Genomic DNA, 25,051 nt, shown 5'->3' on the forward strand with positions numbered 1-25,051 from the left:
TTGCATGAATCATGGGAAGTTAGCAACTGACTTTTGGTATTAAAAATCCTAAAATTCGTGATGCCGATAATATTTTCCCGTAAGCCAAACTAAAAGTATTCATTTCGTTTCTGATAAGGAAAATAATTACCCGCGACAGGTGTGGAAAATTCGCTGGCTGAAATAGCCTGCTCTTTGTTCTTATGCTGATTTATAAATAATCAGACGCCAGGACCGTTTTTCCTCTTCCCGTACGCTTGGCGTCATATAATGCCTTATCGGCACGCATCAGTATGGCAGAAGTATCCCGTTGCCCCTGACAGACTTCAACCACCCCGGCGCTGAAAGAGAGTACCAGCGTTTTATCGCCCACACGCAGCGGTTTTGAGATCAGCGCGGCACGCAGCCGGGAAGAGAGCAACGTAGCGGCCATACCATCCGTGTGCGCCAGCAGAAGAACAAACTCTTCGCCCCCTACCCGTCCCAGCGCCGACCCTGCCGGGCTCACCTCGCGAATACGGTCGCAAAAGTGGATCAATGCCGCATCGCCAACCTGATGTCCCCACCGATCGTTGATCTGCTTGAAATAATCGAGATCGAACATCAGGAGACAGAAGTGGCTACTGACATCCTGCGGCGAACTGGCTGCCAGCGCTATTTTGAGACGCTGTAAGATTGTCGAGCGATTCAGACAGCCCGTCAGATCGTCCGTGGTGGCTTTGACGGTCAGCTGCTGTTCTGCTTTTTTACGTTCGGTGATATCCAGGCCAATGTTGAGAATGGAGTTATCCGGCAAAAGGATGTTTGACCAGAGAATGGTTAACTGCGTCCCGTCTTTACGCACCGGGTGCCATTCGTACATATCCTTAAGTGGTGCGAAACGAACCGACTCCTGCACGCGCTGCCGCTCCTCAGGATCCGGGTAAAACAGGGCCAGCGGATCGGGATGCTCGCCGATTTCAGTCATACTCCAGCCAAAGACTTTTTCGCATTCGGCATTCCACAATACACACCGGTTATGCCTGTCAAAGGCGTTCATTAATACCGGAGCACGCTCAAATAAGGTTTTATATTGCGTGACGACGCGCTGCATTTCCTGCGCCGTTTTTTCCCGCACGATGATGTCATCAAAATAATCTTTTAGCTTCTCAACCAATACCACCACGATATTTTTCAATATCGGCAACGAGGTCAGTTTTTCATTAAAAGCCAAAAAGAAATAACCACTGCACTGTCTGCCATGCGCTGAGAATTTACACAGCACGCCGCTTTGCAGCCGCGCATAGCCTGGGTGCTGAGGGGAAAATACCGCCCGGCCAATATGCTCTTTCCAGTAGATCACCCGCCAGGCGCGGTGATGCCGCTGCAACAGGGTGCTGGCAAGAAAATCCGCCACGTTAAAGGCGTGACACGTCACGTCGCCGGCACAAACCACGCGCGGCCCGTCTGCGGATTCGACACTGACCCATGAGAGATTTGCCCCCAGTGCGCTGTTGATAATTTCCAGCATTTCAACCGGCGAACACTGCGCGTTGAGTTGCGGCATCAGCTTCGCCAGGGCGTGCAGCGCCTGCATGCTGTCGTTAATAATCTCGCGTCTTTTTTCTTTCATTATCTTTTCGCAGGTCATTAATCGAGAGAGCAACCGCAATAATTCATATCTGAATAAAAGAATAAGACCACGAAATCAAAGAGCATGCCGAGTGTAAAACAAAGAATACAAAATCCAAAAAAGTCAATTAATTCAATGCGATGAATTATTTTTGCGGGTACATTTATTGTTCCACACAAGCATAATCCATAGATATACTGCTGTAAACGCTATACAGCCGATGGCGTTTTGCAAAGGTTTTACTATCTGGATGAAATAAAAATAAAAATTCCGACCAGACGTCGTTCTGAGCGACGACGATATATTTTCCCCGGCAATAATCCCACTTTTACCTCACGCGGATACTGGCGAATAAAACAGCAAATGTGATATAGTTCACACATCTTATGTAACGAGAAACATTGTTTCATTCCAGTTCGTCTGTTTTGTCGAGGATGGGTTTTATGGCAACCATTACCACCAGCATGGTGCTCCTGCGCTGGCCGTTGTTGAGCGCGGTTTTGATGTTCCTGGCCAGCACGTTAAACATTCAGTTTCGAAAGTCCGACTATGCAGGTCTTGCTGTGATTAGCACCCTGTTAGGGTTGGGCGCCGCATGCTGGTTCGCGACAGGTTTGCTTGGCATTACGCTGGTAGACATTGCCGCCGTCTGGGAAAACATTAAAGTGGTGATGGTTGAAGCCATGAGCCACACTCCGCCAGACTGGCCGATGGTGATTACCTGATAGCCTGTTATAAAAAAACCCAGACATTGTCTGGGTTTTTTGTTTTTCACGCGTCTGGATATCAGAACGGGATATCGTCGTCGAAATCCATTGGCGGTTCGTTAGACGGTGCCGGAGCAGACTGCTGCTGCGGACGGGGCTGCGCGCCGCCGCTGAACTGGTTGCCGCCCTGAGGCTGCTGAGGCTGACCCCAACCACCCTGCTGCTGATTCTGACCGCCACCTGCTGGTGCGCCACCGCCCTGACGGCCACCCAGCATTTGCATGGTGCCGCCCACATTCACCACCACTTCCGTGGTGTACTTCTCAGCGCCAGATTGGTCGGTCCATTTGCGGGTACGCAGCTGGCCTTCGATATAGACCTGAGAACCTTTACGCAGATACTCACCGGCCACTTCGGCCAGTTTGCCAAACAGCACAACGCGGTGCCATTCGGTCTGCTCTTTCATTTCTCCGGTCGCTTTATCACGCCAGGATTCGGAAGTAGCCAGCGTAATGTTGGCAACTGCGCCACCACTCGGCATGTAGCGTACTTCCGGGTCCTGGCCCAGATTACCGACGAGAATCACCTTGTTTACGCCTCTGCTGGCCATGTTCGTGTCTCCTGAATACGTTTCTTAATAGTGTAAACGCGCGAGTGTACCATTTCCATGCTGCACTTTGATAGTTGCGTAGCACGTTCCAGAGTTCTCCCGCGAACTCGACATTGTTACACAGTGAATCAGAAAATGCATTCCAATACTGTATATTCAAACAGGTCATTTTGTGTCATAATTAGCCGTTTCTGACAGCCGTTTGTCCTTCAAACAAATCAGGCAATCCGTGTTCCAACCGGGAAAGGTGAATGGATAAGATCGAAGTTCGGGGCGCCCGCACCCATAATCTCAAGAATATCAACCTCATAATCCCTCGCGACAAACTCATCGTCGTGACCGGGCTTTCGGGGTCTGGCAAATCCTCACTGGCTTTCGACACTTTGTATGCCGAAGGACAGCGTCGTTACGTTGAATCGCTCTCGGCGTACGCGCGTCAGTTCCTGTCGCTGATGGAAAAACCGGATGTCGACCACATTGAAGGGTTGTCCCCTGCTATCTCCATTGAGCAGAAATCCACATCGCATAACCCGCGCTCCACGGTCGGTACCATTACCGAAATCCATGACTACCTGCGTCTGCTGTATGCGCGCGTGGGCGAGCCGCGCTGCCCGGATCACGATGTCCCGCTGGCGGCACAAACCGTGAGCCAGATGGTGGATAACGTGCTGTCGCAGCCGGAAGGCAAACGCCTGATGCTGCTGGCGCCGATCATTAAAGAGCGTAAGGGCGAGCACACCAAAACGCTGGAGAACCTGGCAAGCCAGGGCTATATCCGCGCCCGTATCGACGGTGAAGTGTGTGACCTGTCCGATCCGCCAAAGCTGGAGCTGCAAAAGAAACACACCATCGAAGTGGTGATTGACCGCTTTAAGGTACGTGAAGATCTGGCGACGCGTCTGGCGGAATCCTTTGAAACGGCGCTGGAACTGTCGGGCGGCACGGCGGTGGTCTCCGATATGGACGACCCGAAAGCGGAAGAGCTGCTCTTCTCCGCCAACTTCGCCTGTCCGATTTGCGGCTACAGCATGCGCGAGCTGGAACCGCGCCTGTTCTCGTTCAACAACCCGGCGGGCGCGTGCCCGACCTGTGACGGCCTGGGCGTTCAGCAGTATTTCGACCCGGACCGTGTGATCCAAAACCCGGAACTGTCGCTGGCGGGTGGCGCTATTCGCGGCTGGGATAAGCGTAATTTTTACTACTTCCAGATGCTGAAATCGCTGGCTGAGCACTATAAGTTCGACGTTGAAGCCCCGTGGGCCAGCCTGAGCGCGAACGTACATAAAGTGATCCTGTTCGGTTCCGGCAAAGAGAATATTGAGTTCAAGTACATGAACGATCGCGGTGACACTTCCGTGCGTCGCCACCCGTTCGAAGGGGTGTTGCACAACATGGAGCGCCGCTACAAAGAGACCGAATCCAGCGCGGTGCGTGAGGAGCTGGCGAAGTTCATCAGCAACCGCTCCTGCGCCACCTGCGAGGGTACACGTCTGCGTCGCGAAGCGCGTCACGTGTTTGTCGAAAACACGGCACTGCCGACCATCTCAGACATGAGCATCGGCCACGCGATGGACTTCTTCAACAACCTGAAGCTCTCCGGACAGCGCGCGAAAATCGCTGAAAAAGTGCTGAAAGAGATCGGCGATCGCCTCAAGTTCCTCGTGAACGTCGGTCTGAACTACCTGACGCTTTCCCGCTCGGCTGAAACGCTGTCCGGCGGTGAAGCCCAGCGTATCCGTCTGGCGAGCCAGATTGGCGCGGGCTTAGTCGGCGTGATGTACGTGCTGGATGAGCCGTCTATCGGCCTGCACCAGCGCGACAACGAACGCCTGCTCGGCACGCTGGTTCACCTGCGTAACCTCGGCAACACGGTAATCGTGGTCGAGCACGACGAAGATGCGATCCGCGCCGCGGACCACGTGATCGACATCGGCCCGGGCGCAGGCGTACACGGCGGCCAGGTGGTCGCGGAAGGGACGCTGAAAGACATCATGGCGGTGCCCGAGTCGCTGACCGGCCAGTACATGAGCGGCAAGCGCAAAATTGAAGTGCCGAAACAGCGCGTGGCGGCGAACCCGGAAAAAGTGCTGAAGCTGACCGGGGCGCGCGGCAACAACCTGAAGGACGTGACCCTGACGCTGCCTGTCGGGCTGTTTACCTGCATCACCGGCGTGTCCGGTTCCGGTAAATCGACGCTGATCAACGATACGCTGTTCCCGATTGCGCAGACGGCGCTGAACGGCGCGACGCTGGCCGAGCCTGCGCCGTACCGCGACATTCAGGGGCTGGAGCATTTCGACAAGGTTATCGACATCGATCAGAGCCCGATTGGCCGTACGCCGCGTTCCAACCCGGCGACCTATACCGGCGTCTTTACGCCCGTACGTGAACTCTTTGCCGGCGTGCCGGAAGCGCGTTCACGCGGCTATACGCCAGGCCGTTTCAGCTTTAACGTGCGCGGCGGCCGCTGTGAAGCGTGCCAGGGCGACGGCGTAATCAAGGTTGAGATGCACTTCCTGCCGGATATCTACGTGCCGTGCGACCAGTGCAAAGGTAAGCGTTATAACCGCGAAACGCTGGAGATTAAGTACAAAGGCAAGACCATCCACGAAGTGCTGGATATGACCATCGAAGAGGCGCGCGAGTTCTTTGACGCCGTCCCTGCGCTGGCGCGTAAGCTGCAAACCCTCATGGATGTGGGTCTGACCTATATTCGTCTGGGGCAGTCAGCGACAACGCTGTCCGGCGGTGAAGCGCAGCGCGTGAAGCTGGCGCGTGAGCTGTCCAAACGCGGTACCGGTCAGACGCTGTATATTCTGGATGAGCCGACCACCGGCCTGCACTTTGCGGATATCCAGCAGCTGCTGGACGTGCTGCACCAGCTGCGCGATCAGGGCAACACCATCGTGGTGATTGAGCACAACCTGGACGTGATTAAAACCGCTGACTGGATTGTCGATCTCGGCCCGGAAGGCGGCAGCGGCGGCGGTGAAATCCTCGTCTCCGGTACGCCAGAGACCGTTGCAGAGTGCGAAGCCTCGCACACCGCGCGCTTCCTCAAACCGTTGCTGTAATCGTCACACGGAGAGCTGCTGTCGGATCGTTTCCGGCAGCAGTTCTACCGCCTGTAGATACGACGCATCCACCAGGTAGTAAATTTGCGAATCTGGCAGCGAGCCGTCGAGAAACACCGTACTCCAGTGCGCTTTATTCAGATGCTTACTTGGCCTGACATCATCGTGCTGCTGGCGCAGTAAGTCCGCCAGTTCCGGACTGGTTTTCAGTGATGCCGCAGGCCGCGCATCCACCTCTTTCACCATCGCGAACAGCACATCACCCACTTTGATCTGCGTGGCTTTCCAGTCGCTGTGAACGCTTTGTTCCGCACCCGGCTTACTCATGCAGTACTGAAGTATCTCCGAAATTGTCATCTTTATTCCCCTTGTAGCGTTGCGATAATTTTACGCGAACCACCGTGAATGCGATGTTCTCCCAGCCAGATCCCCTGCCACGTTCCCAGCTGTAGCCGTCCGTTGTGGACCGGCAGCATCAGCGAGACGCCCAGCAAAGAGGATTTGATGTGCGAAGGCATATCGTCCGTCCCCTCGTAATCATGCTCATACGGGGCGTTATCCGGGACGGTTTTAAGAAAATGCCGCTCCATGTCGGACCGGACGGTGGGATCGCAATTTTCATTGAGCGTGAGAGAAGCAGACGTGTGCTGAAGCAGCAGATGCAGCAAACCCGTTTTGACGCGCGACAGGTCGCGGATTTGCCCGATGACTTCGTCCGTCACAAGGTGAAATCCGCGTGGTTTTGCGCTTAAGGTCAGGGTCTGTTGATACCACATGTGCTGCTCCATTATGAAAGGTGAATCTTTCTAAGTGTGCAGCAAGAAAGCGAAAGGTAAAACCCGCGCAGCGAGATTTGCTTAAAAAAGCATTCACCCCGCCGTTAATACATCAGTATTCAGAGTTAACAATCACCTCTTCACCAAATTTTCCGGCCATCGGCAGCGGTCGGTAGGTGGAGTTCGAGGCGCGTAACACCCTGATGCCTCTGGCTCCCACGTCTTGCGCCGCGGTGATGTCGTTATCTGAATCCCCGTAGAACACTTTGATATTTTTCTTTTCCAGCCACTGGGTTTTGGTGTTTTGCCCTTCCTGGTCCCCGGCAAAAATGACCGGGTTCATGCTGGCCGCCGGGATCAGGAAATCATCCTGTAGCGTTTTCGAGACGGTTTCGGTTTTGGTCTGGCTACGTCCGGTCACGAAGTAAATGCTGTCGCCGCGCTTTACGTGCATGGCGATCAGCGCGCGGGCAACCTCTTTCGGGATACTGAACTCATCCCAGCCGTTGTTCATCTTTTCCCAGAATTCCGGGTTTTTCAGATAGGCTTCGCTGTCCGGGGAGTACGTTTTTTTGCCGCGCCAGAAACCGGGGCTGGAGAAGAGAACGGTATCGTCAATATCGAAGCCCACGGCTATCGGCGGGCGACCCGTCAGGCTATTTTCGATTTGTGCCACTGAAACCCAGTGAATGGGGGCCTGTTCGGCAAGAATGGCGGCGGTAGTGCCGGTGTAAAGCGGCGTGGGTGCAGAAGCCCGTGCAACAACGGCGCTATTAAGCGAGAACAATAAGCAGGCGGCGCTGAGCGCCAGTGTGATCTTGCGCATATTTTCCCCTGAATATTCAGTTTGTTATCTTTTTATTTTGAGCGGATGGTCAAAAAACTATCCGACCATAACCCCAGCGGTAGGGGAAGGAAAGGAGTTTTTACTTATGGAGCTGAATAAAAAGAAGACGATCACAAAGCGCAGAAGAAACGTGTAGGTCCGGTAAGCGAAGCGCCACCGGGCAATGACTGGCACCGGCGCGAACAAAAAAGCCGGGTGGCGGCTACGCCTTGCCCGGCCTACATACAGTATGCAAGTAAGTGAATGCTTACATTACGGATGCAAACGCCTGCGCCACGCGCTGGACGTTGCTGGCATTCAGACCCGCCACGCACATACGGCCGCTGGCGATCAGGTAGACACCGAACTCTTCGCGCAGGCGATCGACCTGCGCTGCGCTCAGTCCGGTGTAGCTGAACATCCCGCGTTGCTTGAGAAGATAATCAAAGTTATGCCCAGGCACGGCCTCTTTCAGGACGTTAACCAGCTCCTGACGCATCGACAGGATGCGCTTACGCATCGCTTCCACTTCCGCAAGCCAGGACGCTTTCAGCGTTTCGTCACCGAGAACTGTCGCCACCACCTGCGCACCAAAGTTCGGCGGGCTGGAGTAGATACGGCGGACCGTCGCTTTCAGCTGACCGAGTACGCGTCCCGCGGCTTCGGCGTCTTCACACACCACGGACAGGCCGCCAACGCGCTCGCCGTACAGGGAGAAGATTTTTGAGAACGAGTTGCTGACCAGAGCGGGAAGCCCCGCGCTGGCAATCGCGCGAATGGCATAGGCGTCTTCCTCCATGCCCGCGCCAAAGCCCTGATAGGCGATGTCGAGGAACGGGATCAGGTTACGCGCCTTCAGTATCTCGATCACCGCATCCCACTGGGCATTGGTGAGCTCCGCACCGGTCGGATTATGGCAGCACGGATGCAGCAATACGATACTGCGCTCCGGCAGGGTGTTCAGTTTTTCCAGCAGCGCATCAACGCGCACGCCGTTGGTTTCGCTGTCGAACCACGGATAGGTCGCCACCTTAAAGCCCGCGCCCTCGAAGATCGCAACGTGGTTTTCCCACGTCGGGTCGCTGACCCACACGCCGGAATCCGGGAAGTACTTTTTCAGGAAATCTGCGCCTACCTTCAGCGCACCCGAGCCACCCAGCGTCTGGATAGTCGCCACGCGCTTTTGCGCGAGCACCGCGTGGTCCGCACCAAACAGCAGCGGCGCGATAGTGTTGCGATAGGTGTTTAATCCTTCCATCGGCAGATAAAGCGAAGCACCGTGCGGGGTTGCGTTCAGACGCGCTTCAGCTTCGGCAACGGCTTTCAACTGAGGAATGATGCCGTCTTCGTTGTAGTAAAGACCAATGCTGAGGTTCACTTTGTCGCTGCGAGGATCTTCTTTGAAACGCTCCATCAAGGAGAGGATAGGGTCGCCGGCGTAGGCGTCTACTTTCTGAAACACGCGATGTTCTCCGGATTATTATGAGGCAGGGCATTCAACAATAAACCGGAAGCGGAAGAAGATCGAGGGGATGTTAACAGAAGCGGGATGCATCGCATCCCGCTCATGCTTAGTCGACGTATTTCATTGCGACCCTTGAGGTAAGGCGCGTGATAAGTTCGTAAGCACTCACTTTTGTTATTTCAGCAATACGCTCTACCGGCAGGCCTTCACCCCACATCACCGCATCGTCCCCCGCTTTATCCTGCGCGTCGGGCCCAAGATCAACACAAATCATGTCCATCGCCACGCGACCGACAATCTTGACTTCGCGTCCATTGACCAGCACCGGCGTCCCCGTTGGCGCGGCGCGGGGATAGCCGTCGCCGTAGCCCATCGCCACCACGCCAAGACGCGTGTCGTGCTCGCTGGTCCAGGTGCCGCCGTAACCCACCGGCTCTCCCGCTTTGTGCTCACGCACGGCAATCAGCTTTGAAACCAGCGACATAACCGGCTTAAAGCCAAAGTCCGGCCCCCAGGGTTTGTTCTCCAGCGGCGAAACGCCATAAAGAATGATGCCCGGACGCGCCCAGTCGAAGTGCGACTGCGGCCATAGCAGGATCCCGCCGGACGCCGCAATGGAGCGCATCCCCGGTTTGCCTTCGCAGAAGGTGTTGAAGATATCAAGCTGCTGTTCCGTTGCGCCGCATTCAGGCTCATCGGCGCGGGCAAAGTGGCTGACGATGTTCACCGGCTGACGCACATTTTTGCACTGACTCAGACGCTGATAAAACGCCTCCGCGCTTTCCGGCCGCACGCCCAGACGGTGCATGCCCGTGTCGAGCTTCATCCAGACGGTGACCGGCTCGCTCAGTTCAGCCGTTTCCAGCGCGGCCAGCTGTTCTTCGTTATGCACCGCCGTGTGCAGGTGCTGATCGGCAATGGTCGGCAGGTCCGAGGCTTCAAAAAAGCCTTCCAGGAGCAGTATCGGTTGCGTAATTCCACCTGCGCGCAGGCGGAGAGCTTCTTCGAGACGGGCGACGCCAAAAGCGTCGGCATCGGGGAGCGTTCGCGCGGTCTCAAGAAGACCGTGTCCGTAAGCGTTCGCTTTCACGACTGCAACGAGCTGACTGGCGGGCGCCAGTTCTCGCAGACGTTGCAGGTTGTGTCGCAGAGCGCGGCGGTTAATAACAACAGTTGCCGCTTGCATTTGAATTCCTTAGAAATTACTCATCATCATATTGAGGACCGGCATAGTTGTCGAAACGCGACCACTGGCCGTTAAAGGTCAGACGTACCGTACCGATGGGGCCGTTACGTTGCTTACCAATAATAATTTCGGCGATCCCTTTCAGATCGCTGTTCTCGTGATAAACCTCATCACGGTAGATGAACATGATTAAGTCGGCATCCTGCTCGATGGAGCCGGATTCACGCAGGTCGGAGTTGACCGGGCGCTTGTCTGCACGTTGTTCCAGAGAGCGGTTAAGCTGCGATAGCGCCACCACCGGCACGTGCAGCTCTTTGGCTAACGCCTTGAGCGAGCGGGAAATCTCGGCAATCTCCAGCGTACGATTGTCGGAAAGCGACGGAACGCGCATCAGCTGAAGGTAGTCGATCATGATGAGGCCGATACCACCGTGTTCACGGGCGATACGGCGCGCGCGGGAGCGCACTTCCGTCGGCGTCAGGCCGGAGGAGTCATCGATATAGATGTTCCGTTTTTCCAGCAAAATCCCCATGGTGCCCGAGATGCGCGCCCAGTCCTCATCGTCCAGCTGACCGGTACGGATGCGGGTCTGATCCACACGCGACAGGGACGCCAGAGAACGCATCATGATCTGTTCAGAGGGCATCTCAAGACTGAAGATAAGCACCGGCTTATCCTGCAACATCGCCGCGTTTTCGACGAGGTTCATCGCAAATGTCGTTTTACCCATCGACGGACGCGCCGCGACGATAATCAAATCCGATGGCTGAAGACCTGCCGTTTTCTTGTTGAGATCGTCATAACCGGTGTTCACCCCCGTCACGCCATCGTGCGGCTGCTGGAAAAGCTGCTCAATACGCGCAACCGTGGCGTCGAGCACATCGGCGATATTTTTCGGGCCTTCGTCTTTGTTCGCACGGCTTTCGGCGATTTTAAAGACGCGGGATTCCGCCAGGTCGAGCAGATCTTCGCTGGTACGCCCCTGGGGATCGAAACCAGCCTCGGCGATCTCATTCGCCACCGAGATCATCTCGCGGACAACGGCACGTTCACGAACGATATCAGCGTAAGCGCTGATGTTCGCGGCACTTGGCGTGTTTTTTGACAGTTCTGCCAGATAGGCAAATCCGCCGACGCTGTCGAGCTGTCCCAGACGCTCCAGCGATTCTGCGAGCGTAATCAGGTCGATAGGGCTGCCCGACTCCTGCAAACGCGCCATTTCCGTAAAAATATGGCGGTGCGGGCGGGTATAGAAGTCTTCCGCGACAACACGCTCGGCGACGTCGTCCCAGCGTTCGTTATCCAGCATTAAACCGCCCAACACCGACTGTTCCGCTTCAATCGAGTGCGGCGGGACTTTTAACCCGGCGACCTGATAATCACGCTCACGAGGTTCAGTCTGTTTGTTGAAGGGTTTGTTTCCTGCCATAGTGAATGGAGTTACCGAGATAAAGAGTGGGTCGAAAGATTACCACATTCTGGAGGAAGCATGGCAACACGTATTGAATTTCACAAGCATGGTGGCCCTGACGTACTCAAAGCGGTGGAATTTACCCCCGCTGCGCCTGGCGAGAACGAAATCCAGGTGGAAAACAAAGCGATCGGCATTAACTACATCGATACCTATATTCGCGGCGGCCTCTATCCGCCTCCGTCGATGCCGAGCGGACTGGGCACCGAGGCGGCCGGTATCGTCAGCAAAGTGGGCAGCGCGGTTAAGCACATTAAGGAAGGCGATCGCGTGGTGTACGCGCAGTCGGCGCTGGGCGCTTACAGCTCCATCCATAACGTTCCGGCCGAGAAAGCGGCGCTTCTGCCAAATGCGATCGGCTTCGAGCAGGCTGCCGCCTCATTCCTGAAAGGGCTGACGGTCTATTATCTGCTGCGCAAAACCTACGAAATTAAGCCTGACGAGCAATTCCTTTTTCACGCAGCCGCAGGTGGCGTGGGGCTGATTGCCTGCCAGTGGGCGAAAGCCCTGGGCGCGAAGCTGATCGGCACCACAGGCAGCGCGCAAAAAGCGCAGCGCGCGCTGGACGCGGGCGCATGGCAGGTGATCAACTACCGGGAAGAGAGCATCGTTGAGCGGCTGAAAGAGATCACTGGCGGCAAAAAGGTCCGCGTGGTGTATGACTCGGTGGGGAAAGACACCTGGGAATCTTCGCTGGACTGCCTGCAACGTCGCGGGCTAATGGTGAGCTTCGGAAATGCCTCCGGGGCAGTCACCGGCGTCAACCTGGGCATTCTGAATCAGAAAGGGTCGCTGTACGTCACTCGCCCTTCCCTGCAAGGTTACATCACCAACCGGGAAGAACTTGAGGAAGCCAGCAACGAGCTGTTCTCGCTGATCGCCAGCGGGGTGATTAAAGTGGATGTGGCAGAGGCGCAGAAATATCCGCTGACCGATGCGCAGCGCGCGCATGAGGTGCTGGAGAGCCGGGCAACGCAGGGATCAAGTCTGTTAATTCCCTGAGCCATAAAAAGAAATTGGGCTTCCCGTGGGAAGCCCTTTCTTTTTTTTAGTTCGGCTGTATGTAGGGTACAGCTCGATGAATTCTTTAGCGGCAGCCATAGTGACAGATTCGATAAGTAAATCCTATTCTGTTCTAAGGATTGCTGCCGGAAAAGTTGCAGGTATGTGACGTACCCCTCAATACCTTAGTAACGGAAGCGGTTATTACGCTGATAAGTGGGCAGTTTTGGCGATTTAATCGCCCGTATCGCCCATACAACCGCAATCGCCAGAAGTAACCACGGCAAGAGTTTAATCGTCAGGGCAAATAAACCGCCGACAAACATCACCACCGTGGCCACGACGAGCGCGGCCAGGATACCAAGCAGCGACACGCCCGTGACCATCAGCATGATAAAGAAGCCAATCACAAAAAGTAGTTCCAGCATGGTGCTCTCCCACGAGTTCCCGAATGATGCTGCGATCGTTACAAGAAACATGCCAAAAATAAGTCGTTGTTCTGAAAGCAAAACGCCCCGCAATGTGTTGCAGGGCGTGGCGTATTTGACCATCTTTTAGCGAAATTTAACGTTTATCCGCAACCAGACGCAGCGCGTGTTCCAGGACCTCAATATCCGCACCGGCTTTATGCGCGTTCTCGCTGAGATAACGACGCCACTGGCGCGCGCCAGGAATACCCTGGAACAGGCCAAGCATATGGCGGGTAATGTGGCCCAGATAGGTACCATTACTCAGCTCGCGCTCAATGTACGGATACATGGCGCGCACTACCGCCACGGGATCGGTGTCAGCACCGTCAACGCCAAAGATTTCCCGGTCAACCGTCGCCAGAATGCCCGGATTCTGATACGCCTCGCGTCCGACCATCACGCCATCCATATGTTCGAGATGCGCTTTGGCCTCGTCCAGCGACGTAATACCGCCGTTGATCGACATGGTCAGGTGCGGGAAGTCGCGTTTTAGCTGGTACACGCGCGGGTAGTCCAGCGGCGGGATCTCGCGGTTTTCTTTCGGGCTGAGGCCAGAGAGCCAGGCTTTACGGGCGTGGATGATAAACATCTCGCATTCACCCTTCCCTGATACGGTGTTGATGAAATCACACAGGAACTCGTAGCTGTCCTGGTCGTCTATGCCGATACGGGTTTTGACCGTAACCGGGATAGAGACGACGTCGCGCATCGCTTTGATACAGTCCGCCACCAGATGTGCATTACCCATCAGACACGCGCCGAACATACCGTTTTGCACACGGTCGGACGGGCAACCGACGTTGAGGTTAATCTCGTCATAGCCGCGTTCTTCAGCCAGCTTCGCGCACTGCGCCAGCGCAGCCGGATCGCTGCCACCCAGTTGCAGCGCAACCGGATGCTCCTCTTCGCTGTACGCCAGATAATCGCCCTTGCCGTGAATAATTGCGCCGGTAGTGACCATTTCGGTGTACAGCAGCGTATGGCGGGAGAGCTGACGCAGGAAATAGCGGCAGTGTCTGTCCGTCCAGTCGAGCATTGGCGCAATGGAGAAACGGTGTGCAGGGAAAGCGGTCTGGAATTCTGACGACATGGCGAAGTTTTAAGCATCTGGTGGAAAAGGGGCGCTACTATAGCACAAAGAAAAGCCGGAGGCGCAGCGCCTCCGGTGTACTTTAGAACGTCATGCTCAACTGTGCCCCTGCACCCCAGGTCTCGTCTTCGCCATAAAGCCCCATCAGGTCAACGTGGACGGAGTTGAACGGCGCGAAACCGACACCGCCGGTAAAGACGTTGCTGTCGTTCCCTTTCATATCCGCACGATAACCGGCGCGTACTGCCAGCCAGCTCAGTGGCGTGACTTCGGCACCGACGCCAACGTACTGGGAGGTGTCTTCGCTTTTAAAGCCCTTGGTTTCGGTCAGATCGCCATCTGCGGTCAGCGTGACCAGATCGTTGTGCCAGGCGGCCCCGGCAGTGACCAGCGGACGGATCTGATAAGTGTCTTTATAACTCACCACCTCTCCCGTACGCCCGTTGCGGATGCGGATATCTTTGGTATCGATATCGCGCGACATCAGGTTTTGCCCGCTCACGCCGACCGTCCAGTTTTCACCGAAATCAGCAGCAATACCGGCATCGACGTTGAAGCCAGTGTCGTCGGTACGGTAGCGGCTGTCGTTCCACTTATTACTGTCGTAATCGTAGATTGAAGTGGTGTAGTTATAGAGCCAGGTTTTTTGCAGCTTCGGCGTGACGCCAACGGAAACCGGAACGCCGCCAAGATCGAACTGACGGGCCACCGCAATACCGTAGTCGGACACAATCGCCGCCCGACCAGACGCCGTAGAGTTAAGGTTTTTGGTGATCTGATCGGTACCGTTTAGCGCGGCATCCAGCGCCACACCGGCAGCCACCGCATCGCTTCGTTGTATACCGCGCAGATAATCAATGTCCTGCTGATCGATTGAAGAGCTGACCCGGCCATGGGCATAGCCTTTTGCCATAAAGGCCACGGAAAGAACATCGTTAGGGATACTGACGGCAATCCCCGCCCCTGCGGTGGCGTGTGCGGTCTTGCCTTTCAGGTAGTCCAGTTCATCAGCGAGATCTTTCGCTGCGCCCTGGAACTGATTGATCGAACCTAATGGATTGGTGATAACTTCAATGGGGGTCAGACTATCAACCACATCCTTGTAATGATTGATTTTGTCGTTAATGGTATCAATCTCGTCCTGAAGATTGTCTTCATCGGTCACCTGCACGCCAACGGACGGCAAAATGACCGTCACATCATCCTCTGGCTTAGATTTTGCCAGTAACGCGGGGTTGATTAACGCCCCGCTGCCATAGCTCCCTGCCGCGACACCCGTTCCGCCCATTGCGTCGCTACGCGCTTCCGTCCAGGTATTGGCTGCTCCCGCCTGATTTGCCATAAAAAAGGAGACAGCGATGCTAACCATCGAAAATTTAAAATGTTTTTTCACAGTGTGCTCGTAAATAGTTTGTTATTAGTTAACCCTGTCTGTTATCACCCAAACAGGAACGAACTATTGCTGTGAATAAGTGCAAAAAGACCCGCTATTTCCTTAAGTTAAATTCCATCCCGGCCTGTTGTAATATGTGACGACCATCAATATTTATAGAAGAGGAAATTATTTTCGCCCAGGTTTTCCATCGTGCGGCCCAAAAAACTGAGGCGGATGGTCGACCCAGCGGTCTTCGCGCGTCGCGGCATACACCGGATTGAGCGGATAGTAGATGCGGTTATGTTTTTTATTGGCCTCACCCACCACCAGTAAGCGCACCTCTTCATCGGTATTGTTGATAAAGGTGTGACACACGCCCGTCCCGGCTGGAAATCCCACGCTGTCTCCGGGTTCGAGCTTCCATAAATAGCCATTGATCCAGGCCTCAGGGTAACCCTCCAGAACGTAAACAAACTCCTCTTCGTCGCTTTCCGCATGCGGATAAGACGTACGGCGTCCGGGTGGCAGCCGTTCATGGTGAATACCAATGCGGCCGAGACCCAGCCTGCGGGCCAGCGGCGCGCCAACAGAAAAACGTTCGTTACTGTCAGGATACGTTGCGTCATCGGCACCTTCCACGTCCCGCCAGTGCCGAATACAGTCAGGTCTTTTCATTTTGCGATCTCCTGATTTGCGATGCGTCAGGTATAGCACAGCCTGGCGGATCTCGGTGTTTTTAGCAGAACATGATAAAGTGAATGTTTTCACCCCTTACCATATCCGAGGTGCCCGATGGACAAGTCCACAAAAGAGCTGTTAGCGCAAGCTGAAAAGCTGTGCGCGCAACGCAATGTGCGCCTGACCCCGCAGCGCCTTGAGGTACTGCGTCTGATGAGCCTGCAACAGGGCGCCATCAGCGCCTACGATCTGCTCGATCTGCTGCGTGAAAGCGAGCCGCAGGCAAAACCGCCGACCGTTTATCGGGCGCTGGATTTTCTGCTGGAGCAAGGGTTTGTGCATAAAGTGGAATCAACAAACAGCTATGTGCTGTGCCATCTTTTTGACCAGCCAACTCACACGTCCGCCATGTTTATCTGCGATCGCTGTGGTGTGGTGAAGGAAGAGTGTGCGGAAGGTGTGGAAGATATTATGCATACGCTGGCAGCCAGAATGGGCTTTGCGCTGCGCCATAATGTGATTGAAGCCCACGGCTTATGTTCTGCCTGCGTGGAGGTGGAGTCATGCCGCCATCAGGATGCCTGTCAGCACGATCACTCTATCCTGGTGAAGAAAAAGCCGCGTTAAAGCCAAAGAAAAAGGCGGCTCAGGGCCGCCCTTGGGGATAGTGCCGGTTACCAGCGGTAGTCGTTACGGGTTTCCCAGTCTTTGACTTCGTTTTCCGCCTGATCTTTTTCGTAACCGTAGCGCTCCTGGATTTTACCTACCAGCTGATCGCGCTTACCTTCAATGACGGTCATATCGTCATCTGTCAGCTTACCCCACTGTTCTTTCGCTTTACCTTTGAATTGCTTCCAGTTGCCGCCGATTTCGTCTTTATTCATAATCGTGTCCTCGTGTTAAGCGTCTATGAGTATCGTCCGCTTCGTTCTTTTCTGCTGGACGTGATTATTATTGTAGTTAAGGATTCGGCAGTTGTTTTTATATTCGGAATCTTTAACCGTTACGATATATCGTGCGGGGCTGGAAACCAGGTATTGTTTCGCCAGTGACGATGCCAGATAACGGCCAGCGAAAGGCCACGCAGTGAGAGAAACACCGCCAGCGCCAGCCACAGACCATGATTGCCGAGATACGGCAGGGTTAGCAGCGTCAGGCCGAACCCCGCCGCCGCGACGGCCATGCTGTTGCGCATCTCCGCCCCTCGCGTCGCACCAATAAACATGCCGTCCAGCAAATAGCACCACACGCCCACCACCGGTAATACTACCTGCCAGAGGATGTAGCGATCGGCCAGCTCACGTAGCGCGGGCAACGAGGTGAGTAACGCGACAATATGCCCACCAAAACAGGCGTATACCAGAGCAAAGACCAGCGCCACCAGGCCCGCCTGACGACAGGCAGCACGCCAGACTTCGCGTAACTGGCCGCTTTCACGCGCGCCATAGGCCTGCCCTGAATGCGCCTCCACGGCGTAAGCAAAACCATCCAGCGCGTAAGCGGTAAAGGTCAGTAATGTCATAAGCACTGCGTTGACGGCAACGATCTCAGGCCCAAGACGCGCACCAAAAACGGTTAATGCACCAAAGCAGAGTTGCAGCAGAAGCGAACGGAGCATGATGTCGCGATTAAGCGCCAGCAGCTTACGAATGTTGCCGCGCCAGGCCGATTTCAGCAGAACCAGGGTGATACCGCGCATCGCCAGCACGCGCCAGACCATCCCCAAACCGATCAGCAGCGTACCGTACTCGGCAATCGCCGTGGCCAGCGCCGCGCCCCGGACGTTCATGTGCAGCCCCATCACCAGCCAGAGATCGAGCACAATGTTAAGCAGGTTGCCCACCACCAGCAGGATCACCGGCGCGCGGGCGTACTGCACGCCCAGCAGCCAGCCCAGCAGGACCAGGTTTGCCAGTGAAGCGGGCGCGCTGAGCCAGCGAATTTCGAGGAACCGCCGGGCCTGTTCCAGTACGGCATCGCTGCCGCCTACAATATGGAGCGCAAGATCAATCAGCGGCGTACGCAACAGAACGATTAACGCGCCGGCACCGAATGCCAGAATGAGCGGCTGAACCAGCGCACGCGCCAGACGCAGGGGATCTTTTGCACCATACGCCTGGGCCGTCAGGCCTGTCGTACTCATGCGCAGAAAAAGCAGCAGCATAAAGAGGAAGCTGGTCGCCGTTGCGCCGATCGCGACGCCGCCGAGATAAATCGGCGAATCGAGATGCCCGATAACCGCCGTATCCACCAGCCCCAGCAGAGGAACGGTAATATTGGAAAAAATCATTGGTAGCGCAAGACGCCACAACGCCTTATCGGCAGAAGTTAGCAATGCCATGGAAATTACCGGAATCAGAAAACAGGCCAGGCTGTAGAGGAACTACAGCCTGTCAGGAAGAGATTACAGCCATTCACCGTTGCGGATAACGCCGACCGCCAGTCCTTCAATAGAGAAGCTCTGCTCGCGGAGATCCACCACAATCGGGGAGAATTCATTATTTTCAGGCAGAAGCTGCACGGTATTGCCTTGTTTTTTCAGGCGCTTAACCGTCACTTCATCATCAATGCGCGCCACCACGACTTGCCCGTTACGCACATCCTGCGTTTTGTGTACCGCCAGCAGATCGCCATCCAGAATACCGATATCTTTCATGGACATTCCGCTAACGCGCAGCAGGAAATCGGCGCTCGGCTTGAACATGCCTGGGTCAACCTGATAGTGCCCTTCGATGTGCTGCTGCGCCAGCAGAGGTTCACCTGCGGCAACGCGGCCCACCAGTGGAATACCGCTCTCTTCTTCCACAAGCAGACGAATGCCGCGTGAGGCGCCGGAAACAATCTCAATCACGCCCTTACGCGCCAGCGCTTTAAGGTGCTCTTCGGCAGCATTAGGAGAACGGAAGCCCAGACGCTGCGCAATTTCTGCACGCGTGGGTGGCATACCCGTCTGGCCGATATGATCCCGAATGAGATCAAACACCTCTTGCTGCCTGGTCGTTAACGCTTTCATACCGCCCCCTGGGTGTATATACAGTTATGCTGTGAGTATATACAGTCAAAGGCGATTTTGGAACCAAAAACTGCACAAAAAACCAGGGACTTAATTATTCCTCGAGGCTCATCGGAAATGCGACCAAAGCAGCGTGACCCAGGTGATCGCCGCAGTGATAATCGCCAGCAGTACGGCAGCGGAACCCATGTCTTTCGCCCGGCCAGACAGTTCATGGAATTCCGACCCGATTCGGTCAACAACGGCCTCAATAGCGCTATTCAGAATTTCCACTATCATCACCAGAAGGACAGATCCGATGAGCAGTACGCGGGTGATAGCATCAACATCAAGGAAGCAGGCGATGACAACGGCAACGATTGCGGCAACCGCTTCCTGGCGGAAAGCGGCTTCATTAACCCATGCCGCGCGGAAACCTTTCCATGAATAACCGGCAGCTTTAATGATTCGAGTTAACCCAGTGGTATTATTGGCCATTAAAAGAACCTTTTATGATAAATAGCGTCTGTAACTAAAGCCGCAGCGCGTTTTGCTGCAACCTGAAGTATGACGGGTAACAACAGAAATTTTGCGCGCTTTCTGTTATCCTTGCGCCGCAATTGCATTATTAACCAGAGGCTTTACATCGTTTATGTCCGGCTGGCCACGAATTTACTACAAATTACTTAATTTACCATTAAGCGTACTGGTAAAAAGTAAGTCTATCCCAGCAGAACCTGCGCTGGAATTAGGGCTCGATACGTCGCGCCCTATTATGTACGTTTTGCCTTATAACTCGAAGGCAGACCTGCTGACGCTTCGCGCTCAATGTCTGGCGCACGATTTACCTGACCCGCTTGAACCGCTGGAAGTCGACGGTACGCTGCTGCCGCGCTACGTGTTCATCCATGGCGGGCCGCGCGTGTTCACCTATTACACGCCGAAAGAAGAGTCCATTAAGCTGTTCCATGATTACCTCGATCTGCACCGCAGCAACCCCGATCTGGACGTGCAGATGGTGCCGGTGTCGGTGATGTTTGGCCGTCGTCCGGGGCGCGAAAAAGGGGAAGAGAACCCGCCGCTGCGTATGCTCAACGGCATTCAGAAGTTCTTCGCCGTCTCCTGGCTGGGACGCGACAGCTTTGTCCGCTTCTCACCTTCCGTTTCACTGCGCCGCATGGCGGATGAACACGGCACTGACAAAATCATTGCGCAAAAGCTGGCGCGCGTTGCGCGTATGCACTTTGCACGTCAGCGTCTGGCGGCCGTTGGACCACGTCTCCCGGCACGTCAGGATCTGTTCAACAAGCTGCTGGCTTCCAAAGCGATTGCCCGTGCCGTAGAAGACGAAGCGCGCAGCAAGAAAATTTCGCACGAGAAAGCGCAGCAGAACGCGATAGCGCTGATGGAAGAGATCGCCGCGAATTTCTCCTACGAGATGATTCGCCTCTCTGACCGTATCCTTGGCTTCACGTGGAACCGCCTCTATCAGGGGATTAACGTCCACAACGCCGAGCGCGTACGTCAGTTAGCGCACGACGGCCACGAGATTGTCTATGTGCCCTGCCACCGCAGCCACATGGACTATCTGTTGCTCTCTTACGTGCTCTATCACCAGGGTCTGGTGCCGCCGCATATTGCTGCCGGTATCAACCTGAACTTCTGGCCAGCAGGCCCGATTTTCCGCCGTCTGGGTGCGTTCTTTATTCGTCGTACCTTCAAGGGTAACAAGCTTTACTCCACCGTCTTCAGGGAGTATCTGGGCGAGCTGTTCAGCCGCGGTTATTCCGTGGAGTACTTTGTTGAAGGCGGTCGCTCGCGTACCGGTCGTCTGCTCGATCCGAAGACCGGCACGCTGTCGATGACCATTCAGGCCATGCTGCGTGGCGGTACGCGTCCTATCACGCTGGTGCCTATTTACATCGGTTATGAACACGTGATGGAAGTGGGCACCTACGCGAAAGAGCTGCGCGGTGCGACCAAAGAGAAAGAGAGTCTGCCGCAGATGCTGCGTGGGCTGAGTAAACTGCGCAACCTCGGCCAGGGCTACGTGAACTTTGGTGAGCCCCTGCCGCTGATGACATATCTGAACCATCATGTTCCGGAGTGGCGCGAGTCTATCGATCCTATCGAAGCGGTACGTCCGGCCTGGCTGACGCCAACGGTCAACGGCATTGCATCCGAGCTGATGGTACGCATCAACAATGCTGGTGCGGCAAACGCCATGAACCTGTGTTGTACTGCGCTTCTGGCCTCCCGCCAGCGTTCACTGACCCGCGAACAGCTGACCGAGCAGATTGACTGCTACCTGGATATCATGCGCAACGTGCCGTATTCCGTTGATTCGACCGTGCCGTCTGCCACCGCCAGCGAGCTGATCGATCACGCGTTGCAGATGAACAAGTTCGAAGTCGAGAAAGATACGATTGGTGACATCATCATTCTGCCGCGCGAGCAGGCCGTGCTGATGACCTACTACCGCAATAACATCACGCACATGCTGATGCTGCCGTCGCTGATGGCGGCCATTATTACCCAGCACCGCCGTATTTCGCGTCAGGAGCTGCTGCGCCATATTCAGGCCATCTACCCAATGCTGAAAGCGGAGCTGTTCCTGCGCTGGAGTAAGGATGAACTGGCGGCAGAGCTCGATAAAATGACGGCAGAGATGCATCGTCAGGGGCTGATTACCATCAGTGATGATGAACTGCATATCAATCCGTCACGTTCCCGTACCTTGCAGCTTCTGGCTTCCGGTGCGCGTGAGACGTTGCAGCGCTACGCCATTACCTTCTGGTTGCTGAGTGCAAATCCGTCCATCAACCGCGGTACGCTGGAAAAAGAGAGCCGGACGCTGGCCCAGCGCCTTTCCGTTCTGCATGGCATTAACGCCCCGGAATTCTTCGACAAAGCGGTATTCAGCTCCCTGGTGCTGACGCTGCGCGACGAAGGGTACATTAGCGATACGGGCGATGCCGAGCCGGAAGAGACGATGAAGGTTTACCAGATGCTGGCAGAGCTGATTACCGCGGATGTGCGTTTGACGATTGAGAGTTCGACGCAGGGCGAATGATGCTAAAGCCGGGTGGCGCTAACGCTTACCCGGCCTATATGTTCCGCTAAATCGTAGGCCGGGTAAGGCGAAGCCGCCACCCGGCTTTTTTATCACCAGTAACTCATCGCCAGGCCCAGAAACAGCACCAGCCCGACGTAGTTATTATTCAGAAACGCTTTAAAGCAGGCTTCACGCTCGCGCTTCGCGATCAGCTTCTGCTGATACGCAAACAGCAGCCCCGCCACCAGTACGGACCAGTAAAACTCCCAGTTCAGCCCGTTCAGGCGACCAATCGCCACCATCAGCGCCAGCACCGCCACCTGCAATATGCCGATGATAAGTTTGTCGTGACGACCAAACAGGATCGCCGTCGATTTGATGCCAATCTTGAGATCGTCATCGCGATCGACCATCGCGTATTGGGTATCGTACGCAACGGCCCAGAGAATATTCGCCAGGAACATCAGCCAGCAGCTGAGCGGAACGGACTCGCTGACCGCGGCAAACGCCATGGGAATCGACCAGCCAAATGCCGCACCCAATACCACCTGCGGCAGATGGGTGTATCGCTTCATGAACGGGTAAACCCAGGCCAGCGCCAGAGCAGCAACGGACAGCAGAATGGTCATGGTGTTAAGGGTTAACACCAGCATAAAAGAGAGAAGCACCAGCACCACAAACAGAATGCGCGCCTCTTTCCCGGTCACCTGACCGCTCGGCAGAGGACGATTCGCGGTGCGCTTAACATGTCCATCAAATTTCCGGTCAGCATAGTCGTTAACCACACAGCCCGCAGCGCGCATCAGCCAGACGCCCGCCACAAACACCGCCAGGATCCACAGCGGCGGCACGCCCGGCGTGGCAACCCACAGCGCCCATAAGGTCGGCCACAGCAGCAGCAGCGCGCCAATGGGTTTATCAGTACGCATCAGGCGGTGATAGGCCAGCAGCTTATTCTGCGTCAGACTCCACTCCATTTTTTCTCCCTCTTAGTACAACGGCGATGCAGGCAAAAAGAGTTCCGTCAGTATTAACGGCTTGCCACTCAAACGAAGGCGGGAACGGCGCCCCCACAAATCGGCATCGCAACCAATTTCAATAAAATCACGGGTCAGTTCAGACGAGGTGAACAGATAGCGCCCCAGGGGCGTTTTGCCGAGGCGTTGCAATGCCAGCTCCGGCCCGGAAAGTGTAGACTCAGGAACCACCGTCCGCCCGGCAAGCCACGGCTCGCCATCGGCACACAGTAAAATTTCACGCAGCCAGTAGCGTTCTTCCTGCGGCAGCAGCGGCAGCTCGCTGGCAATCTCCGCAGGCGAGACAAACCCTTCCTGAATCATCGTCACCGTGACCGTTTTACCCTGTTGCTCAAAACGTTTTGTCATGGAATCTTCCAGCAGCAGCCAGTCCAGTTGCTCCGGGTCAAGCGCGGGTATTTGGTCGAAATAGCGTAGCGCACGCAGCTGCGTGAGCGCGGGGTGTGACATGCCAGACTCTCCGATACATAACGTAAAGGCATTGTATCGCAGATTGGCAAAATGAGGACGGACAAACCAAATTTAGCGATCACTATCGCAACAATGGTGCAACTTAGCCAAAAAAAGTGCGCCCGTGAAGGCGCACTAAACGACTAACAAAATCAGCACTGTGGGGAGACGGTTACCCCTTGCCTTTTACACTGCTGATAAAGGTGGAACGGGCAGTGGTGGAACCTAAACGCTCGGCTTCATCAAGCAGTTTCAGCGCTTTATCGACATCGCCGTTTTTAACCGCCTGCTTGATGGCGTTGTTAAAGTAAGTTTCAGTATCGTTAAGCACCGGCTCGGCTTTTTTCGCCGGGGCCGGGGCTGCGGCTGGTGCTGCGGCAGGCGCGGCATATACAGGCGCGGCAGTATTACCCACCGTTACCGGACCCGGGCCAGATGAGCCAAACAGCGGGCCTACGAGTACGCTGGAGGCACTGTTGGTGGAGACTTTCAGCTTGATCAGACCATCGGTGGTATGACGGGCAAGCGGGTCCGGAATATCCGGGACAGAGTTCCCCGTGCCTTTCGCATAGGCTTTTGCCGGGTCAACAAGCTTCGTTGTCTGTTGCAGATCTTTTTCAGTCGTGAACACCAGGACATAAATCTTCTGCTGACCCAGGGCTGGCGTCAGGCGCATAACGCCTTCCAGCCGATCGGCACTCATGACGCCAGGCTCCTGATAGCTGAAATAGTCACTTGGGAAGAACGCGGATGGCGTCATGTTCTGATCGAGGATCAGCACGTTAGGCGCGAAGACGCTGGTCTGTTTATTGACTTCACTGGTCAACGTCAGGGTCAGCTCGCCGATATTCGCCGGCACGCTGAAAGCCGCGACCGGACCGCTGATACCCGGCACGTTCAGTGACTGGCCCCCCGCTGAAAGCTGGGTAGTTTGTGTTTTCGATTGATCAACTGGCGTCCACACCAGTTGCTGTAGTGCCGCAGCCGGAATAGCTGGCGCAGCGCTGGTATTTTGAGGAACAAAATTCACATCTGCAAAGGTGACCGCAGGCGCACAGGCCAACAGCCCCGCAGAGAGGCACAGCGCGACGAGACTTTTCTTCATTTTCATTGTTATTACCTCTGATAGCGTGAGCACTGCGGTGGCCAGGCAATAGCGCGCAGCACCCTAAGGAGAGAGGGGCTTGCGCCCCTCT

At 55.4% G+C, this 25,051-nt stretch carries 24 protein-coding genes; 5 read left to right on the top strand and 19 right to left on the bottom strand.

The window, feature by feature from the left end:
- Positions 1 to 190: 190 nt before the first annotated feature.
- Positions 191 to 1,591: a sensor domain-containing diguanylate cyclase gene (locus tag INF61_RS15810; RefSeq protein WP_032103688.1), complete on the bottom strand. Its 1,401-nt coding sequence runs from the start codon at positions 1,589 to 1,591 to the stop codon at positions 191 to 193.
- Between the two features lie 443 nt (positions 1,592 to 2,034).
- On the opposite strand from INF61_RS15810, the gene INF61_RS15815 reads away from it, so the two are divergent.
- Positions 2,035 to 2,316, top strand: coding sequence for a YjcB family protein (locus tag INF61_RS15815; RefSeq protein ID WP_003860282.1), 282 nt, complete (start codon positions 2,035 to 2,037; stop codon positions 2,314 to 2,316).
- A gap of 61 nt (positions 2,317 to 2,377) precedes the next feature.
- Here the strand turns inward: INF61_RS15815 and ssb1 are convergent, their stop codons facing one another.
- Entirely contained in the window at positions 2,378 to 2,908 is a 531-nt protein-coding gene (gene ssb1 / locus INF61_RS15820; protein ID WP_193547903.1) for a single-stranded DNA-binding protein SSB1, read from the bottom strand.
- Between the two features lie 251 nt (positions 2,909 to 3,159).
- Here ssb1 and uvrA point away from each other — a divergent pair, with 251 nt between their 5' ends.
- Complete coding sequence (gene uvrA, locus INF61_RS15825; protein WP_015570187.1) at positions 3,160 to 5,982, top strand: excinuclease ABC subunit UvrA; 2,823 nt, start codon at positions 3,160 to 3,162, stop codon at positions 5,980 to 5,982.
- 3 nt (positions 5,983 to 5,985) lie between these two features.
- On the opposite strand, the gene INF61_RS15830 is transcribed toward uvrA, so the two are convergent.
- The 6 genes from INF61_RS15830 to dnaB form a co-directional block, all read right to left on the bottom strand.
- On the bottom strand, positions 5,986 to 6,339 hold the full coding sequence (locus INF61_RS15830) for an MmcQ/YjbR family DNA-binding protein (protein ID WP_017382628.1): 354 nt from the start codon (positions 6,337 to 6,339) through the stop codon (positions 5,986 to 5,988).
- Between the two features lie 2 nt (positions 6,340 to 6,341).
- On the bottom strand, positions 6,342 to 6,758 hold the full coding sequence (locus INF61_RS15835) for a secondary thiamine-phosphate synthase enzyme YjbQ (protein ID WP_163294013.1): 417 nt from the start codon (positions 6,756 to 6,758) through the stop codon (positions 6,342 to 6,344).
- 112 nt (positions 6,759 to 6,870) lie between these two features.
- Positions 6,871 to 7,584, bottom strand: coding sequence for an acid phosphatase AphA (gene aphA, locus INF61_RS15840; RefSeq protein WP_017382626.1), 714 nt, complete (start codon positions 7,582 to 7,584; stop codon positions 6,871 to 6,873).
- Between the two features lie 268 nt (positions 7,585 to 7,852).
- On the bottom strand, positions 7,853 to 9,046 hold the full coding sequence (gene tyrB, locus INF61_RS15845) for an aromatic amino acid transaminase (protein ID WP_193547904.1): 1,194 nt from the start codon (positions 9,044 to 9,046) through the stop codon (positions 7,853 to 7,855).
- A 109-nt stretch (positions 9,047 to 9,155) separates the two neighbouring features.
- Positions 9,156 to 10,235 carry an alanine racemase gene (gene alr, locus INF61_RS15850; protein WP_023295763.1) on the bottom strand — a complete coding sequence of 360 codons (1,080 nt, stop codon included), beginning with the start codon at positions 10,233 to 10,235 and terminating at the stop codon, positions 9,156 to 9,158.
- Positions 10,236 to 10,251: 16 nt separating this feature from the next.
- A complete protein-coding gene (gene dnaB, locus INF61_RS15855) occupies positions 10,252 to 11,664 on the bottom strand; it encodes a replicative DNA helicase (protein ID WP_003860298.1) in 1,413 nt (470 codons plus the stop codon).
- A 60-nt stretch (positions 11,665 to 11,724) separates the two neighbouring features.
- Here dnaB and INF61_RS15860 point away from each other — a divergent pair, with 60 nt between their 5' ends.
- Positions 11,725 to 12,708, top strand: a complete 984-nt coding sequence (locus INF61_RS15860; protein ID WP_003860300.1) for a quinone oxidoreductase — start codon at positions 11,725 to 11,727, stop codon at positions 12,706 to 12,708.
- Positions 12,709 to 12,893: 185 nt separating this feature from the next.
- Here the strand turns inward: INF61_RS15860 and pspG are convergent, their stop codons facing one another.
- The 4 genes from pspG to INF61_RS15880 all read right to left on the bottom strand — a co-directional run bounded on the left by pspG (position 12,894) and on the right by INF61_RS15880 (position 16,318).
- On the bottom strand, positions 12,894 to 13,136 hold the full coding sequence (pspG, locus tag INF61_RS15865; RefSeq protein WP_017382623.1) for an envelope stress response protein PspG: 243 nt from the start codon (positions 13,134 to 13,136) through the stop codon (positions 12,894 to 12,896).
- A gap of 136 nt (positions 13,137 to 13,272) precedes the next feature.
- Entirely contained in the window at positions 13,273 to 14,268 is a 996-nt protein-coding gene (gene dusA, locus INF61_RS15870; protein ID WP_193547905.1) for a tRNA dihydrouridine(20/20a) synthase DusA, read from the bottom strand.
- Between the two features lie 82 nt (positions 14,269 to 14,350).
- The gene (traF, locus tag INF61_RS15875) at positions 14,351 to 15,637 is read right to left on the bottom strand and encodes a conjugal transfer protein TraF (RefSeq protein WP_176601513.1); all 1,287 of its coding nucleotides are present in this window, start codon (positions 15,635 to 15,637) and stop codon (positions 14,351 to 14,353) included.
- Between the two features lie 192 nt (positions 15,638 to 15,829).
- Positions 15,830 to 16,318, bottom strand: a complete 489-nt coding sequence (locus INF61_RS15880; protein WP_017382621.1) for a cupin domain-containing protein — start codon at positions 16,316 to 16,318, stop codon at positions 15,830 to 15,832.
- Positions 16,319 to 16,435: 117 nt separating this feature from the next.
- On the opposite strand from INF61_RS15880, the gene zur reads away from it, so the two are divergent.
- Positions 16,436 to 16,948, top strand: a complete 513-nt coding sequence (gene zur, locus INF61_RS15885) for a zinc uptake transcriptional repressor Zur (RefSeq protein ID WP_006810484.1) — start codon at positions 16,436 to 16,438, stop codon at positions 16,946 to 16,948.
- 47 nt (positions 16,949 to 16,995) lie between these two features.
- On the opposite strand, the gene INF61_RS15890 is transcribed toward zur, so the two are convergent.
- The 4 genes from INF61_RS15890 to INF61_RS15905 form a co-directional block, all read right to left on the bottom strand.
- On the bottom strand, positions 16,996 to 17,205 hold the full coding sequence (locus tag INF61_RS15890; protein ID WP_003860314.1) for a CsbD family protein: 210 nt from the start codon (positions 17,203 to 17,205) through the stop codon (positions 16,996 to 16,998).
- A 119-nt stretch (positions 17,206 to 17,324) separates the two neighbouring features.
- Positions 17,325 to 18,662, bottom strand: coding sequence for an MATE family efflux transporter DinF (gene dinF / locus INF61_RS15895; RefSeq protein ID WP_032668818.1), 1,338 nt, complete (start codon positions 18,660 to 18,662; stop codon positions 17,325 to 17,327).
- Positions 18,663 to 18,725: 63 nt separating this feature from the next.
- On the bottom strand, positions 18,726 to 19,334 hold the full coding sequence (lexA, locus tag INF61_RS15900; RefSeq protein ID WP_003860318.1) for a transcriptional repressor LexA: 609 nt from the start codon (positions 19,332 to 19,334) through the stop codon (positions 18,726 to 18,728).
- Between the two features lie 108 nt (positions 19,335 to 19,442).
- Positions 19,443 to 19,811, bottom strand: a complete 369-nt coding sequence (locus tag INF61_RS15905; RefSeq protein ID WP_017382619.1) for a diacylglycerol kinase — start codon at positions 19,809 to 19,811, stop codon at positions 19,443 to 19,445.
- A gap of 154 nt (positions 19,812 to 19,965) precedes the next feature.
- Between INF61_RS15905 and plsB the strand changes: the two genes are divergently transcribed.
- Positions 19,966 to 22,386 carry a glycerol-3-phosphate 1-O-acyltransferase PlsB gene (gene plsB, locus INF61_RS15910; RefSeq protein ID WP_003860322.1) on the top strand — a complete coding sequence of 807 codons (2,421 nt, stop codon included), beginning with the start codon at positions 19,966 to 19,968 and terminating at the stop codon, positions 22,384 to 22,386.
- 92 nt (positions 22,387 to 22,478) lie between these two features.
- Here the strand turns inward: plsB and ubiA are convergent, their stop codons facing one another.
- From ubiA to malM, 3 genes are all read right to left on the bottom strand, one after another.
- Positions 22,479 to 23,345 (bottom strand): 4-hydroxybenzoate octaprenyltransferase, encoded by an 867-nt coding sequence (ubiA, locus tag INF61_RS15915; RefSeq protein WP_015570176.1) that lies wholly within the window; start codon positions 23,343 to 23,345, stop codon positions 22,479 to 22,481.
- A 12-nt stretch (positions 23,346 to 23,357) separates the two neighbouring features.
- The gene (gene ubiC / locus INF61_RS15920) at positions 23,358 to 23,855 is read right to left on the bottom strand and encodes a chorismate lyase (protein WP_015570175.1); all 498 of its coding nucleotides are present in this window, start codon (positions 23,853 to 23,855) and stop codon (positions 23,358 to 23,360) included.
- A gap of 172 nt (positions 23,856 to 24,027) precedes the next feature.
- The gene (gene malM, locus INF61_RS15925) at positions 24,028 to 24,966 is read right to left on the bottom strand and encodes a maltose operon protein MalM (protein ID WP_015570172.1); all 939 of its coding nucleotides are present in this window, start codon (positions 24,964 to 24,966) and stop codon (positions 24,028 to 24,030) included.
- Positions 24,967 to 25,051: the final 85 nt, after the last annotated feature.

It is taken from the genome of Enterobacter cloacae complex sp. P18RS (genome assembly GCF_014982105.1).
GTDB classification, from domain to species: Bacteria; Pseudomonadota; Gammaproteobacteria; order Enterobacterales; family Enterobacteriaceae; genus Enterobacter; species Enterobacter hormaechei_C.

Coding starts and splice junctions, on each gene's coding strand:
- INF61_RS15810 (WP_032103688.1), bottom strand. CDS start 1,591: ATGAAAGAAAAAAGACGCGAGATTATTAACGACAGCATGCAGGCGCTG.
- INF61_RS15815 (WP_003860282.1), top strand. CDS start 2,035: ATGGCAACCATTACCACCAGCATGGTGCTCCTGCGCTGGCCGTTGTTG.
- ssb1 (WP_193547903.1), bottom strand. CDS start 2,908: ATGGCCAGCAGAGGCGTAAACAAGGTGATTCTCGTCGGTAATCTGGGC.
- uvrA (WP_015570187.1), top strand. CDS start 3,160: ATGGATAAGATCGAAGTTCGGGGCGCCCGCACCCATAATCTCAAGAAT.
- INF61_RS15830 (WP_017382628.1), bottom strand. CDS start 6,339: ATGACAATTTCGGAGATACTTCAGTACTGCATGAGTAAGCCGGGTGCG.
- INF61_RS15835 (WP_163294013.1), bottom strand. CDS start 6,758: ATGTGGTATCAACAGACCCTGACCTTAAGCGCAAAACCACGCGGATTT.
- aphA (WP_017382626.1), bottom strand. CDS start 7,584: ATGCGCAAGATCACACTGGCGCTCAGCGCCGCCTGCTTATTGTTCTCG.
- alr (WP_023295763.1), bottom strand. CDS start 10,235: ATGCAAGCGGCAACTGTTGTTATTAACCGCCGCGCTCTGCGACACAAC.
- dnaB (WP_003860298.1), bottom strand. CDS start 11,664: ATGGCAGGAAACAAACCCTTCAACAAACAGACTGAACCTCGTGAGCGT.
- INF61_RS15860 (WP_003860300.1), top strand. CDS start 11,725: ATGGCAACACGTATTGAATTTCACAAGCATGGTGGCCCTGACGTACTC.
- pspG (WP_017382623.1), bottom strand. CDS start 13,136: ATGCTGGAACTACTTTTTGTGATTGGCTTCTTTATCATGCTGATGGTC.
- dusA (WP_193547905.1), bottom strand. CDS start 14,268: ATGTCGTCAGAATTCCAGACCGCTTTCCCTGCACACCGTTTCTCCATT.
- traF (WP_176601513.1), bottom strand. CDS start 15,637: ATGGTTAGCATCGCTGTCTCCTTTTTTATGGCAAATCAGGCGGGAGCA.
- INF61_RS15880 (WP_017382621.1), bottom strand. CDS start 16,318: ATGAAAAGACCTGACTGTATTCGGCACTGGCGGGACGTGGAAGGTGCC.
- zur (WP_006810484.1), top strand. CDS start 16,436: ATGGACAAGTCCACAAAAGAGCTGTTAGCGCAAGCTGAAAAGCTGTGC.
- INF61_RS15890 (WP_003860314.1), bottom strand. CDS start 17,205: ATGAATAAAGACGAAATCGGCGGCAACTGGAAGCAATTCAAAGGTAAA.
- dinF (WP_032668818.1), bottom strand. CDS start 18,662: ATGGCATTGCTAACTTCTGCCGATAAGGCGTTGTGGCGTCTTGCGCTA.
- lexA (WP_003860318.1), bottom strand. CDS start 19,334: ATGAAAGCGTTAACGACCAGGCAGCAAGAGGTGTTTGATCTCATTCGG.
- INF61_RS15905 (WP_017382619.1), bottom strand. CDS start 19,811: ATGGCCAATAATACCACTGGGTTAACTCGAATCATTAAAGCTGCCGGT.
- plsB (WP_003860322.1), top strand. CDS start 19,966: ATGTCCGGCTGGCCACGAATTTACTACAAATTACTTAATTTACCATTA.
- ubiA (WP_015570176.1), bottom strand. CDS start 23,345: ATGGAGTGGAGTCTGACGCAGAATAAGCTGCTGGCCTATCACCGCCTG.
- ubiC (WP_015570175.1), bottom strand. CDS start 23,855: ATGTCACACCCCGCGCTCACGCAGCTGCGTGCGCTACGCTATTTCGAC.
- malM (WP_015570172.1), bottom strand. CDS start 24,966: ATGAAAATGAAGAAAAGTCTCGTCGCGCTGTGCCTCTCTGCGGGGCTG.